General features: G+C 69.6%; 10 protein-coding genes. 7 read left to right on the forward strand and 3 right to left on the reverse strand.

All coding sequences use genetic code 11. The features are described 5' to 3' along the window. Positions 1-136: 136 nt before the first annotated feature. Positions 137-1,108, reverse strand: coding sequence for a LysR family transcriptional regulator (locus STRTUCAR8_RS12225; protein ID WP_006376003.1), 972 nt, complete (start codon positions 1,106-1,108; stop codon positions 137-139). Positions 1,109-1,191: 83 nt separating this feature from the next. Here STRTUCAR8_RS12225 and STRTUCAR8_RS12230 point away from each other — a divergent pair, with 83 nt between their 5' ends. From STRTUCAR8_RS12230 to STRTUCAR8_RS12255, 6 genes are all read left to right on the forward strand, one after another. Beyond that, complete coding sequence (locus tag STRTUCAR8_RS12230) at positions 1,192-2,586, forward strand: MFS transporter (RefSeq protein ID WP_006376043.1); 1,395 nt, start codon at positions 1,192-1,194, stop codon at positions 2,584-2,586. 427 nt (positions 2,587-3,013) lie between these two features. Continuing rightward, positions 3,014-4,315: an extracellular solute-binding protein gene (locus STRTUCAR8_RS12235; protein WP_006376044.1), complete on the forward strand. Its 1,302-nt coding sequence runs from the start codon at positions 3,014-3,016 to the stop codon at positions 4,313-4,315. Then, positions 4,312-5,301, forward strand: a complete 990-nt coding sequence (locus tag STRTUCAR8_RS12240; protein WP_006376048.1) for a carbohydrate ABC transporter permease — start codon at positions 4,312-4,314, stop codon at positions 5,299-5,301. Before STRTUCAR8_RS12235 ends, STRTUCAR8_RS12240 begins: the two co-directional genes overlap by 4 nt. Then, positions 5,298-6,122, forward strand: coding sequence for a carbohydrate ABC transporter permease (locus STRTUCAR8_RS12245; RefSeq protein WP_006376035.1), 825 nt, complete (start codon positions 5,298-5,300; stop codon positions 6,120-6,122). The genes STRTUCAR8_RS12240 and STRTUCAR8_RS12245 overlap by 4 nt, the downstream gene beginning before the upstream one ends. Before the next feature lie 42 nt (positions 6,123-6,164). After that, the gene (gene yicI, locus STRTUCAR8_RS12250) at positions 6,165-8,468 is read left to right on the forward strand and encodes an alpha-xylosidase (RefSeq protein WP_044472078.1); all 2,304 of its coding nucleotides are present in this window, start codon (positions 6,165-6,167) and stop codon (positions 8,466-8,468) included. Further along, positions 8,468-9,481, forward strand: coding sequence for a LacI family DNA-binding transcriptional regulator (locus STRTUCAR8_RS12255; protein ID WP_179200577.1), 1,014 nt, complete (start codon positions 8,468-8,470; stop codon positions 9,479-9,481). Before yicI ends, STRTUCAR8_RS12255 begins: the two co-directional genes overlap by 1 nt. Positions 9,482-9,655: 174 nt before the next feature. On the opposite strand, the gene glmS is transcribed toward STRTUCAR8_RS12255, so the two are convergent. Both glmS and STRTUCAR8_RS12265 read right to left on the reverse strand, forming a co-directional pair. Then, the gene (glmS, locus tag STRTUCAR8_RS12260; RefSeq protein WP_044472074.1) at positions 9,656-11,503 is read right to left on the reverse strand and encodes a glutamine--fructose-6-phosphate transaminase (isomerizing); all 1,848 of its coding nucleotides are present in this window, start codon (positions 11,501-11,503) and stop codon (positions 9,656-9,658) included. A gap of 84 nt (positions 11,504-11,587) precedes the next feature. Next, positions 11,588-12,376, reverse strand: a complete 789-nt coding sequence (locus tag STRTUCAR8_RS12265; protein ID WP_006375995.1) for a hypothetical protein — start codon at positions 12,374-12,376, stop codon at positions 11,588-11,590. A 187-nt stretch (positions 12,377-12,563) separates the two neighbouring features. Between STRTUCAR8_RS12265 and coaA the strand changes: the two genes are divergently transcribed. Beyond that, positions 12,564-13,532 (forward strand): type I pantothenate kinase, encoded by a 969-nt coding sequence (coaA, locus tag STRTUCAR8_RS12270; protein WP_179200576.1) that lies wholly within the window; start codon positions 12,564-12,566, stop codon positions 13,530-13,532. The last annotated feature ends 48 nt before the right edge of the window (positions 13,533-13,580 follow it).

The raw sequence follows: 13,580 nt of genomic DNA on the forward strand, positions 1-13,580 counted from the left end.
GGGCGCGTGTACGATTTCCGGATTTTCGTACTACCGATGTTCGAATCGGACCCCCATCCGATCCGAGCGCCCCATTTATCACACTGCATCCGGGCCACGAATGTAGCGCACATGGAGGACCCGTGTTTGCCATGTGTTACTTGTGAACCGAAATGATGTCGTTGTCCCTGGCCGGAATCCACCCGCCGACAGCCCCTCGAAGCCACCCCTCCTCCCCCGTGAGCTGGGCCGCGGCCCGTCGCAGAGCGTTAACTCCCGGGTGGGCCAGGCCCCTCCGCCACACCAAAGAGACGGGGGACAGCGGCACGGGATCGACCAGCGGCCGCACCACCGTCCCCGGCAGGGCCGGGAAATCCACCACGGCGAGGACCGGGGCCCGCGTCTTGGCCATGACCCGCTGGAACTCCTCGTCGCCCACCGCGAGTGGCGCGGGCGGCGCGATCCCGATGCCGCGTCCCTCGAACAGCTGACGTGCGAGATCGGTCCACTCCGGGGTCCGGGGATTGCCCGCACCGGCGTACACGCTCTCGCCCGCCAGCGCCGCCAACGGCACCTCGGGCAGCGCGGCCAGCCGGTGGTCCTCGGGCAGGACGACCGCCATCGGCTCGTAGCGCACGAGCTGTTGGTCCAACCGCGCCCGCACCCCCGGGTCCAGGCCCGCGAACCGTCCGAACGACGCGTCGAGCCGACCCGCGAGCATCTCGCCCGCGGCGAAGGTGAGTCCGCTCTCGAACCGCGCCATCAGCTCGCACTCCGGGGCGAGTTCACGGGCCCGGTGCAGCACCCGCCGCCCGGTCGAGAGCCCCGGCGAGTTCAGGTCCACCAGCAGCGGCCGTATCTCCCCGAACGCGGCCAGCAGTTCGTCGTGGGCCGCCAACACCCGCCGGGCGTACGGCAGCAGGCGTTCACCGTCAGCCGACAGGGTCACCCGCCGGGTCGACCGCACGAAGAGTTCGGCGCCCAACTCCCTTTCCAGGCGCCGGATGTCGCGGCTGAGCGCCTGCTGCGCCACGTAGAGGCGGGCGGCGGCGCGGGTGAAGTGCAGCTCTTCGGCCACGGCGACGAAGGCGCGCAGGAGACGGGGGTCGAGGTGCTTCGGGGCAGACATCCGGCGAACTTACAACGAGAGTGCGTCAATCGCCGGGGATCAGGTGTTGGACCCCGCGATCGACGCCGGGCGACGGTGGACGCATGCCGCAGCCCCCGCCCCGACCCCGTTCTCACTCCCGCCCGCACTCCCTGTCCCGCTCCCACCCACTCCCCCGGCCTCTCCCCGCCGTCACCCAGGACACCCTGGTCATCGCCGACTTCGGCCCCCGCGGCCGTACCCGTACGACGGACGACCACCGTCCGCCCGGCCCCTACCGGCGTCTCTTCGCCGTCCCCGGCGCACGCGCCTTCACCGCCGGGAACCTGATCGCGCGGCTACCCATGGGCATGTTCAGCGTGAGCGCGGTCATCATGATCGCCGGGTCGCGCGGCTCGTACGCCCTCGCCGGAGCCGTCACCGCGACCGGGCTCGCCGCGACGGGCGTGGTCGCGCCCTGGACCGCTCGGCTCGTCGACCGGTACGGCCAGGCCCGAATCGCCGTACCGGCCACGGCACTTGCCGCCCTCGGCTCCCTCGCCCTGCTGCTCTGCGCGCACTACGGCGCCCCCGACTGGACCCTCTTCGCCGCCTACGCCGCCACCGCCACGACCCCCAACACCGGCGGCATGTCACGCGCCCGCTGGGCCCGTCTCCTGGACGGGGACAAGGAAGCCCTTCACACCGCCAACTCCTTCGAACAGGCCGCCGACGAGCTCTGCTTCATGCTCGGCCCGGTCCTCGCGGCCTTCCTGTGCGGGGCGTTGTTCCCGGAGGCGGGCACGCTGGTCGGGGCGGTCCTGATGATGACCGGCGTGCTCCTCTTCGCCGCCCAGCGGTCGACCGAGCCGCCCGTCCGGCCCCGCATCGAAGGGCTTCACACGCGGGGTACGTCACCGCTGCGCGCCCCCGGGATGCGTCCACTGCTCGCCGTATGCCTGGCCACGGGCGCCGTGTTCGGGTCGATGGAGGTCGTCACGATCGCCTTCGCCGACGAGCGGGGGCACCGGGCGGCGGCCGGGGCCGTCCTCGCCCTCCAGGCGGCCGGATCGTGCGCGGCCGGTCTGCTGTACGGGTCGCTGCGGCCGGCCGGGCCCGCCGAGCGGCGCCACCCCTGGTGCCTGGCCGTGATGACGGCACTGATGACGCTGCCCCTGCTCGCCGCAGCCCTGACCGGCTCGCTCCTCGTCCTCGCGGGCATGCTGCTCCTGGCCGGGACGGCGACCGCGCCCACCATGATCACGAACATGACCCTGATCCAGAGCCGCACCCCCGAAGGCCGCCTGAACGAGGGCATGACCCTCGCGGTGACGGGCCTCCTGGGCGGCATAGCCAGCGGTTCGACCGCCGGCGGCTGGGCGGCGGAACACCTGTCACCCACAGCGGGATACGCCGTCCCGGTCGCGGCGGCAGCGAGCGCACTGCTGATGTCGCTGCTCACCCGCCCGAACCGGGGCGGTACTCGCACGGTCCGGCACCCCCACACCCACCCGAGCTGAGCCCGCACCAGCCGCACCAGCCGCACCAGCCGCACCAGCCGCACCAGCCGCACCAGCCGCACCAGCCGCACCAGCCGCACCAGCCGCACCAGCCGGGACCCTCCCTCGTCACACGACCCTGGCCGACCACCCACCCCACCCCACCCCGGCGCACCCCGGCGGGCGTGCTGCCGCTGCCCCCGCTCTCCGGCATGGGCAGCGGCCCCGGTACTCGCGCGAGCCGAGGTCCCGCCACCCGCACCGGCCAAGGGCCCACCCCCGCCAACCACCCACCCCACCACGCCAATTCACGCGCGCCCCATTGACTCGTTCACACGCCACACATACCTTCGCCCGTCGAAGCGCTTCGACGACCCACGTCGAATCAGTTCGACGACCCCTGCGTGACGGGTGACCGAGATCCATCCGACTCCCCTGGAGGCAGAGGATGTTCACGGCAAGAAGGCATGGCAGGTGCATGGCGATTACGGCCGCGTCCCTGGTGGGGGCGCTGCTGACGGCCTCCTGCGGTAGCTTCGACAGCGCATCGGGCGACGGGAAGACCCTGCGCCTCTGGCACTACGAGGCTCCCAACAGCGCGATGGGGCTGGCCTGGAAGGCGGCCGTCGAGGAGTTCGAAGCGACACATCCGGGCGTGACGGTGAAGGTCGAGGAGAAGGGCTTCGAACAGATCCAGAAGACCGCCCCGATGGTCCTCAACTCCTCCGACGCGCCCGACCTGATGGAGTACAACAAGGGCAACGCGACGGCCGGCCTGCTCTCCACACAGGGCCTGCTCACCGACCTGAGCGCCGAGGTGACCAAGCGGGGCTGGGACAAAGAGCTCAGCGCCGGCGCCCGCACCACCAGCCAGTACGACACCAACGGCGTGATGGGCTCGGGCAGTTGGTTCGGCGTGCCCAACTACGCCGAGTACACGATGGTGTTCTACAACAAGGACCTCTTCAAGCAGCACGGCGTCGCCGTGCCGACCTCGTTCGACGAACTCACCACCGCCATGGACAAGTTCGTCGCCGAGGGCATCACCCCGCTGGCGAGCGCGGGCGCCGAATACCCGGCACAGCAGTACCTGTACCAGCTCGCCCTGTCGAAGGCGGACCGTGCCTGGGTCGACAAGTACGAGCTGTACAAGGGGAAGACGGACTTCCATGACGCCGCCTGGACGTACGGTGCCGAGACCTTCGCCGACTGGGTGAAGAAGGGGTACTTCGGCAAGAACTCCAGCGGTCTCAAGGCGGAGGACGCCGGCGTCTCCTTCATCCAGGGCAAGAGCCCGATCCTGTTCTCCGGCAGCTGGTGGTACGGCCGCTTCAAGAGCGAGGCGAAGTTCGACTGGGGCACGTTCCTGTGGCCCGGCAGCGGCCTCACCCTCGGGTCCGGCGGCAACCTGTGGGTCGTCCCCAAGGGCGCGAAGAACAAGGAACTCGCCTACGACTTCATCGACATCACCATGTCGAAGAAGATCCAGAACCTGCTCGGCAACAAGGGCGGGGTCCCGGTGGCCGCCGACCCGGCCGCCATCACCGACCCCCAGGCCAAGTCGCTCATCGCCGACTTCAACACCCTCTCCGACCGGGACGGACTCGCCTTCTACCCGGACTGGCCGGTGCCCGGCTTCTACGACGTCCTCGTCTCCGAGGCCCAGAAGCTGATCACGGGCAGCGCCCAACCGGACGCGGTCCTCGACTCGTTGCAGGAGGCATACGACAAGGGCGTACCGAAGACATGACGGTCACCGTCGAACGGGCCGGCGGCCGGCGGCGCCACGGCACCGCCAACTCCAGCCACCCGCAACCCACTTGGCGCCGCGCCCAGGACTCGTACGCCCTCTTCCTCCTCCCCGGCGCACTCGCTTTCCTCGCCGTGATCGTCGTGCCGTTCCTGATGAACACCGGCGTGAGCTTCACGGATTGGCGTGGTGTGGGCTCCCCGGAGTGGTCGGGGCTCGCCAACTACCGGGCCCTGATGGACGATTCGGAGTTCTGGGCGTCGTTCCGGCACAGCCTGTTCATGGTGGTGGCGATGGCGGCCGTACCCACCGCGGTCGGACTCGTCCTGGCCGCCGCCCTGTTCGACTTCGTCGGCAAGCACTTCGGGAGCCGTTGGGCGGCCGTGCTCCGCGCCTGTTTCTACCTCCCCCAGGTGCTGCCGATCGCGGTCGCCGGCATCGTCTGGAGCTGGATCCTCGCGCCCGACAACGGCTCGCTGAACGAGCTGCTGAAAGCCGTCGGGCTGGGCTCCTGGCAGCAGGACTGGCTCGGCGACCCGGACATCGCGCTCTACAGCGTGATGGGCGTGATGGTCTGGGTGCAGCTCGGCTTCCCGCTGGTCGTCTTCATGGCGGGCCTGCAACGCGTCGACCCGCAGCTCTACGAGGCCGCCGAACTGGACGGCGCGGGCTGGTGGCGGCGCTTCCGGCACATCACGCTGGCCCAGATCCGCCCCGAGATCTACGTCGTCCTCACCTGGTGCACGATCGCCGCGCTGAAGGTGTTCGGCGCGGTGTACGTCCTGACGAAGGGCGGGCCGGGCGGCGCGACCAACGTCCCGTCCTACTTCTCCTTCACCACGTTCTTCGAGAAGACCCAGGTCGGCTACGGCGCCGCCGTCTCCACCGTCCTGACGGTGATCATCCTCGCCGTCTCGCTCGTCGGCCTGAAGCTCCAGACCCGGGCCGAGGACGCCGAGGACTCTCCGACGGGGGTACGGGCATGACGACCGCCCTGCGCCGCTATCCGGTGCTCGTCGCTCTCGTCCTCGCGGCCCTGTTCATGGTCGTGCCGTTCCTGATCGTCGCCGTCAACGCGGTCAAGTCGCCCGCCGAGTACTCCGCGAACGGTCCCCTCAGCCTCCCCGAGGGCCTCTATCTGGACGGCGTCAAGGACTTCTGGGAGCGGGTCGACTTCGGGCAGAAGCTCGTCAACTCCCTGCTGATCAGCGGGTCGGTGGCCGTCCTGGCGGTCGTCCTGTCCGTGCTGAACGCCTACGCGATCGGTATCGGCCGGATCAGGGGCCGCACCTGGGTGCTGGCCTTCTTCGTCCTCGCGAACATGCTGCCGCAGGAGGCGCTGGTCTACCCGGTGTACTACCTGAGCAAGGAAGCCGGCCTGTACGACACCCGGTTGAGCGTGATCATCGTCTTCACGGTGATCCAGGCGGCCTTCGGTACGTATCTCCTCTCCTCGGTGCTGGGCCAGTTCCCCCGGGAGATCATCGAGGCCGCGCGGATCGACGGCGCGAACAAGTGGCAGGTGCTGTGGCGCGTCGTCGTCCCGGTCAGCCGCCCCACCCTCGGTGTGCTCCTCGTCTTCTTCTTCATCTGGACCTGGAACGAGTTCCTGCTCCCCCTCGTGATGCTGATCTCCAACGACAACCAGACGGTGTCGGTGGCCCTCGGCGTCCTTCAGGGCCAGCGTCTGATGGACGCCACGATGACCAACGCGGCAGCTTTGCTGGGCGTGTTGCCGGCCGTCGTCTTCTTCCTTGTCTTCCAGCGAACACTCACGCGCGGTATCGCCGTGGGTGCCGTCAAGTAACCCGGCCACGTAAGCGATGCACGCCGAGTAAGGGGTATGCGCGTGAAGTTCACCGACGGCTACTGGCTGCTGCGCGAGGGCGTCACCGCCGCCCACCCTGTCGAGGTCCTCGATGTGACGGACACCGACGGCACGCTGGACATCCACGCGCCGACCCAGCCCATCCGCCACCGCGGCGACCTGCTGAAGGGACCGGTCGTGACGATCAGCGCCCACGCCCCGATGCCCGACGTCATCGGCGTCACGTTCACGCACTTCGAGGGCGAGCAGCCGCAGCTCCCCCAGTTCGAGCTGCGGAAAGAGGACTTGACGGCTCACACGGAGTACGACGACGAGCACGCGACCCTGACCTCCGGCACCCTCTCCATCCGGATCAGCCGCACCAGCCCCTGGCACGTCGACTTCCTCGCCCACGGCCGCGTCCTCACCAGCAGCGGCCCCAAGAGCATGGGCATCATGCGGGACGCGACGACCGGCGCCCACTATCTGCGCGAGCAGCTGGGGCTGGGCGTGGGGACGAGCGTGTACGGCCTCGGCGAGCGCTTCGGCCCGCTGGTCAAGAACGGCCAGGTCGTCGACATGTGGAACGCCGACGGCGGCACTGCGACCGAACAGGCCTACAAGAACGTCCCGTTCTACCTCACGGACGCGGGCTACGGCGTCTTCGTCGACCATCCCGGCCGGGTGTCCTTCGAGGTCGCCTCGGAGGCGGTGTCCCGGGTCCAGTTCAGCGCCGAGACACAGCAGTTGACGTACTACGTCATCCACGGCCCGACCCCGAAGGACATCCTCCGCAAGTACACGGCCCTGACCGGCCGCCCGGCACTACCGCCGCCGTGGTCCTTCGGCCTGTGGCTGTCCACCTCCTTCACCACCTCCTACGACGAGGAGACGGTGACCTCGTTCATCGAGGGCATGCGGCAGCGTGAACTCCCGCTCTCCGTCTTCCACTTCGACTGTTTCTGGATGCGCGAGTTCAACTGGTGCGACTTCCGGTGGGACCCACGGGTGTTCCCCGACCCCGAAGGCATGCTCCAGCGGCTGAAGGCGAAGGGCCTGCACATCAGCGTCTGGATCAACCCGTACATCGCCCAGCGGTCGCCGCTCTTCGCGGAGGGCAAGGCACTTGGCCACCTTCTCCGTCGGCCGGACGGCAGCGTCTGGCAGTGGGACCAGTGGCAGCCGGGCATGGCGCTGGTCGACTTCACCAGCGCGGCGGCCCGCGACTGGTACGCCTCGAAACTGGAGGCCCTCCTCGCGCAGGGCGTCGACTGCTTCAAGACCGACTTCGGTGAACGGGTGCCGCTGGACGTGCGGTTCGCCGACGGCTCGGACCCGGAGCGGATGCACAACTACTACACGTACCTCTACAACAGGACCGTCTTCGACGTGCTGCGCAAGCATCGCGGCGAGGGCGAGGCGGTCGTGTTCGCGCGGTCGGCGACGGCCGGCAGCCAGCAGTTCCCGGTCCACTGGGGCGGCGACTGCGAGGCGACCTACGAGTCGATGGCGGAGTCACTGCGCGGCGGACTCTCCCTCGGGCTCTCCGGCTTCGGCTACTGGAGCCACGACATCGGCGGCTTCGAGGGCACCCCGAGCCCCGCCCTGTTCAAACGCTGGACGGCGTTCGGGCTCCTCTCCTCCCACAGCCGCCTGCACGGCAGTTCGTCCTACCGGGTGCCGTGGCTGTTCGACGAGGAGGCCGTGGACGTACTGCGGCTGTTCACCCGGCTGAAGCTCCGCCTCATGCCGTATCTGTACGAGGCCGCCCGCACCGCCCACACCGAGGGCGTCCCGATGATGCGGGCGATGGTCCTGGAGTTCCCGGACGACCCCGGATGCGCGTACCTGGAACGGCAGTTCATGCTCGGCCCCGACCTGCTGGTCGCCCCGGTGTTCAGCGACGAGGGAGACGTCTCGTACTACGTCCCCGAGGGCGAGTGGACCCACTTCCTGACCGGCCGCACGGTGACCGGCCCCCGCTGGATACGGGAACGCCACGGCTTCGACAGCGTGCCGCTGCTGGTGCGTCCCGGGTCGGTGATCCCGGTCGGCGCGGTGGACGACCGCCCGGACTACGCGTACGCCGACGGGGTCACGCTGCACGCGTACGGCCTGGAGCGCGGCGCCCAGGTGACCGTCCCGGTGGGCGACATGACGTTCACGGTGGTCCGCGAGGGCGACACCCTACGGGCCTCCTGCGGCGATCCGTCGGTGCCGTGGGGACTGTCGGCGGGCAGACGTGAGGTGCGGGCGCAGGCGGGCACCGGCTTCCTGACGGTGGAGCTGGGACCGCGCGAACCGGGCTCATCGGCACCGGGGCCGGACGAATCGGGAGGCGAATGATGGTGAAGATCACCGATGTGGCACGGCACGCCGGGGTCTCCCCGAGCACGGTGTCGTACGCCCTCAGCGGCAAGCGCCCGATCTCCGAGGAGACCCGGCAGCGCATCGAACGTTCCATCCACGAACTCGGCTACCGCCCCCACGCGGGCGCGAGGGCGCTGGCAAGCAGCCGCTCGAACGTACTGGCACTGGTGATCCCGTTGCGGACCGGCATCCACGTCCCGGTCGCCATGCGGTTCGCGGTGTCGGTGGTGACGGCCGCGCGCAGCCACGACCACGACGTCCTGCTCCTCACCCAGGAGGAGGGCGAGGACGGTCTGCGCCGGGTGGCGGACACGGCCCTCGTGGACGCGCTGATCGTGATGGACGTCCAGCTCCACGACCCCCGGCTGCCGTTGCTGCGTTCGCTGGACCTGCCGTCGGTACTGATCGGCTTCCCCTCCGAGCCGGCCGGCCTGACCTGTATCGACCTGGACTTCAAGGCGGCGGGCGAGCTGTGCGTGGAGCGCCTGGCCGCCCTCGGCCACCGGGTCGTCGCCCTGGTCGGCTCGCCGCCCGAGGTGTACGTACGCCGGACCGCGTTCGCCCAGCGCGTGGTCCAGGGGTTCACGGCGGCTGCGGACCGGGGCGGGCTGTCGTCCTCGGTCCACCCCTGCGAGGCGACCCCGGCGGCGGCGAGGGTGGTTGCGGAGCAACTCCTGCGCGAACACCCGGCGTTGACGGGGGTCGTCGTCCACAACGAGGCGATCCTGGAACCCCTGATCGACGCCTTCGAACACCTCGGCCTACGGGTCCCCGGCGATCTCTCCGTCACCGCGATCTGCCCGGACGACCTGGCCGAGAACCTGCCCGTACCGGTCACCTCGGTCGCCATCCCGTCGGCGGAGGTCGGGACGCGGGCCGTGGAGCTGCTGATGAAGAAGCTGAACGGCACAGGCCACGTCCCGGAGGCGACCCTCCTGCCACCCCGCCTGACGGAACGCGCGAGCACGGTGGCACGGACGGCGCCTTGAACCAACTCCTGGCACTTCGTGACTCCCTGCGCCTCCGCATACCCAGGGGCGCGGGGCTGTGTCATTGTGCGGCTCCGCCGCGCGGGCGCGACCAGCCCCCACCGAACCCGCACTCGCCCAACCACCGACTCCTAACGGCGAACAGGCGCCCCAACCACTCCCCGCTCGCCTCGCCTATTCCACCGTCACCGACTTCGCGAGGTTCCGGGGCTGGTCCACCTCGTTGCCCCGGGCCGTGGCCAGTTCGCAGGCGAAGACCTGCAACGGCACGGTGGTGACGAGCGGCTGGAGCAGGGTCGGTGTGGCCGGAACACGGATCAGGTGGTCCGCGTACGGCACCACGGTCTCGTCCCCCTCCTCCGCGATGACGATGGTCCGCGCACCCCGGGCCCGGATCTCCTGGATGTTGGACACGATCTTGTCGTGGAGGACGGACCGGCCACGCGCCGACGGCACGACCACGACGACCGGCACGTCCTCCTCGATCAGCGCGATGGGCCCGTGCTTCAACTCGCCCGCGGCGAAGCCCTCGGCGTGCATGTAGGCGAGTTCCTTCAGCTTGAGCGCGCCCTCCAGTGCCACCGGATACCCGACGTGCCGCCCGAGGAACAGCACCGTGTTCTTGTCGGCGAGCGAACGCGCCAGCTCCCGCACGGGCTCCATGGTCTCCAGCACCCGCTCGACCGCACCGGAGATGTCCGCCAGGTCCCGTACGACGGCCCGGATCTCGTCGCCCCACTTCGTGCCGCGCACCTGGCCCAGATACAGGGCGACCAGATAGCAGGCCACCAACTGCGTGAGGAACGCCTTGGTGGACGCGACGGCGACCTCGGGCCCCGCGTGCGTGTACAGCACCGCGTCCGACTCGCGCGGGATCGTCGAGCCGTTGGTGTTGCAGACGGCCAGCACCCTGGCACCCTGCTCGCGGGCGTGCCGCAGAGCCATCAGGGTGTCCATGGTCTCGCCGGACTGGGAGATGGCGATGACGAGGGTCCGCGCGTCGAGAATCGGGTCCCGGTACCGGAACTCGCTCGCCAGTTCCACCTCGCACGGGATACGCGTCCAGTGCTCGATGGCGTACTTGGCGATCAGCCCGGCGTGGAAGGCCGTACCGCAGGCGACGACGACGACCTTCTCGACCTCCCGCAGCGCACCGGCGGGAATCCGCACCTCGTCGAGCGTCAGTGACCCGGCCGCGTCGATACGGCCCAACAGGGTGTCGGCGACAGCCTTGGGCTGCTCGGCGATCTCCTTGAGCATGAAGTAGTCATAGCCCCCCCTCTCCGCCGCCGACACGTCCCAGTCGACGTGATACGACCGCGCGTCCCCCGGACCGCCGTCGAAGCCCGTCACCGTGACCCCGTCCCGGCGCAGCTCCACGACCTGGTCCTGACCCAGCTCGATCGCCGACCGCGTGTGGGCGATGAACGCGGCGACGTCCGAGGCGAGAAAGGCCTCGCCCTCTCCGACGCCCACCACCAGCGGCGAGTTCCGCCGCGCCCCGACCACCACGTCCGGCTCGTCGGCGTGCACCGCGACCAGCGTGAACGCACCCTCCAGCCGCCGGCAGACGAGCCGCATGGCCTCGGCCAGATCGGCGCAGGACGAGAACTCCTCGGCGAGCAGATGGGCGACGACCTCGGTGTCGGTCTCGGAGGCGAGCACGTGCCCGCGCTCGGCCAGCTCCGCCCGCAGACAGGCGAAGTTCTCGATGATCCCGTTGTGGACGACGGCGACGCGCCCGGCGTTGTCGAGATGCGGATGCGCGTTGACGTCGGTCGGCCCGCCGTGGGTGGCCCACCGGGTGTGCCCGATGCCCGTACCCCCGGCCGGCAGCGGCCGTTCGGCGAGCTCCTTCTCCAGGTTGACGAGCTTCCCGGCCTTCTTGGCCCCGGCCAGCCCGCCGTCGGCCAGCACAGCCACCCCGGCCGAGTCGTACCCCCGGTACTCCAGCCGCTTCAGCCCGGCCATCACGACGTCGAGAGCCGACTGGGACCCCACGTAACCCACGATTCCGCACATACCGCGCAGCCTATGATCGAACACGCGCCGCACCCGGGCACCGCGTGCCCGATATCGGAAATTCCCGCCGGTGGCAGGATCCGCTCAGCCGAGCTTGGCGAGCTGCGCGTCGACGATCTCCGTGGGGAAGTCGTATTCCTTGCCGGTGGAGAGCGAGGCGATGTTCATGGCAAAGGCGAAGAGGACCGTGGAGCCCTTGCGGACGGCAACGGACTTCAGCGGAGTCTTCCGACCGGTGTCCACGATCATCGTCACGGCCAGCGCCTCGTCCGCTCCTTCGGGCGCCGGGGTCTTGGTCACCTTCAGGACGTCGTTCTTGTCGCCGGTCACGGTGAAGGAGAACCCGGCGGCGCACTTCTCGGCAGCGCTGTTCAGATCCTTCATGACCTGCTCGGCGCCGCCGTCCTCGTAGGTGGCCAGGGTGAGGACGGCCTGCGCCACATCCATCTCGGCGAGGAACTTCTCCTCATCGCTCGCCCCGGCGGCGGGCTTCTTCGCGTCGTCGCCCTTCCACGTCCGCTTCACGGTGGCCGCCGGCTTGCCTCCGTAGGTACCGGACTGGAGGAAGGCGAGCGGCGCGCAGTCCGCCGGGTCCGACGTCACCTTGTCCTGCGCGAGCTCGTCCTTCGCCGGCACCTTCTCGGTGAGCGTCCCGCTCTTGACGTCCGCCTGCACGAGGGCGACCTTCGCCAGCTCGGCGGCGGTGAGCGCCTTGGCGGCGGTCTTGCCCTCGCCGGAGTTGTCGGCCTGCGCGGTCGCGCCGTCACCGTTCTTGTCGTCGTCACCGGACGAACCACCGCACGCGGTGACGAGAAGAGCGAGAGCCGCGGCGGAAGCGGCGAGGGCGGTACGGCGAACAGCGGTGGTCCTCAAGGGAACAAGCTCTTTCTCTTTGGGATTTCGGGAGACGTGCTTTACAGGCACTTTACGGAGGGACCCACCAGGAAGATCGTCGAACCTGCATTCGAAACCTGTTCGTGACATGCCCGCGTGACGCACTCCACCCCCCACCCCGTCCACACTCCCGTAACAATGGACTGTGATCTCTCCGGTCTCCCCGATGCCCCGGAGCGCCCACCGGCAGCGGCCGGAGGCGACTCCCTACGTCGATCTCACCCGTACCGAGTGGAGTGCGCTGCGCGACAAGACGCCGCTTCCCCTCACCGCCGAGGAGGTCGAGAAGCTGCGCGGTCTGGGCGATGTCATCGACCTCGACGAGGTGCGGGACATCTACCTCCCGCTGTCCCGCCTCCTCAACCTCTACATCGGCGCCACGGACGGCCTGAGAGGCGCCCTGAACACCTTCCTCGGCGAACAGGGCACCCAGGCCGGCACCCCGTTCGTCATAGGGGTCGCGGGTTCGGTGGCCGTAGGCAAGTCGACCGTCGCCCGTCTCCTCCAGGCACTGCTCTCCCGCTGGCCCGAACACCCGCGCGTGGAACTGGTGACCACCGACGGCTTCCTGCTCCCGACCGAAGAGCTGACGTCCCGTGGCCTGATGTCCCGCAAGGGCTTCCCCGAGTCGTACGACCGCCGGGCCCTCACCCGCTTCGTGGCGGACATCAAGGCGGGCAAGGACGAGGTCACGGCCCCGGTCTACTCCCACCTCATCTACGACATCGTCCCCGGCGAGAAGCTCACGGTCCGCCGCCCCGACATCCTGATCGTCGAGGGCCTGAACGTCCTCCAGCCCGCCCTCCCCGGCAGCGACGGCCGCACCCGCGTCGGCCTCGCGGACTACTTCGACTTCAGCGTGTACGTCGACGCCCGCCCCGAGGACATCGAGCGCTGGTACCTCAACCGCTTCCGCCGCCTGCGCGAGACGGCGTTCCAGAAGCCGTCTTCGTACTTCCGCAAGTACACGCAGGTGTCGGAGGAGGAGGCCCTCGACTACGCCCGCACCACCTGGCGCACCATCAACAAGGTGAACCTCCTGGAGAACGTGGCCCCCACCCGAGGCCGCGCCACCCTCATCATCCGCAAGGGCCCGGACCACAAGGTCCAACGCCTCAGCCTGCGCAAGCTCTAGCGAGCCCCGCCGCGACCCTCGCGACACACGCCCCGGCTACCCTGCCCC

The organism is Streptomyces turgidiscabies Car8 (assembly GCF_000331005.1).
GTDB classification, from domain to species: Bacteria; Actinomycetota; Actinomycetes; order Streptomycetales; family Streptomycetaceae; genus Streptomyces; species Streptomyces turgidiscabies.

Bases quoted from the DNA above. Each gene is read 5' to 3' on its own strand.
- STRTUCAR8_RS12225 (WP_006376003.1), bottom strand. From the start codon at position 1,108: ATGTCTGCCCCGAAGCACCTCGACCCCCGTCTCCTGCGCGCCTTCGTC.
- STRTUCAR8_RS12230 (WP_006376043.1), top strand. From the start codon at position 1,192: ATGCCGCAGCCCCCGCCCCGACCCCGTTCTCACTCCCGCCCGCACTCC.
- STRTUCAR8_RS12235 (WP_006376044.1), top strand. From the start codon at position 3,014: ATGTTCACGGCAAGAAGGCATGGCAGGTGCATGGCGATTACGGCCGCG.
- STRTUCAR8_RS12240 (WP_006376048.1), top strand. From the start codon at position 4,312: ATGACGGTCACCGTCGAACGGGCCGGCGGCCGGCGGCGCCACGGCACC.
- STRTUCAR8_RS12245 (WP_006376035.1), top strand. From the start codon at position 5,298: ATGACGACCGCCCTGCGCCGCTATCCGGTGCTCGTCGCTCTCGTCCTC.
- STRTUCAR8_RS12255 (WP_179200577.1), top strand. From the start codon at position 8,468: ATGGTGAAGATCACCGATGTGGCACGGCACGCCGGGGTCTCCCCGAGC.
- glmS (WP_044472074.1), bottom strand. From the start codon at position 11,503: ATGTGCGGAATCGTGGGTTACGTGGGGTCCCAGTCGGCTCTCGACGTC.
- coaA (WP_179200576.1), top strand. From the start codon at position 12,564: ATGCCCCGGAGCGCCCACCGGCAGCGGCCGGAGGCGACTCCCTACGTC.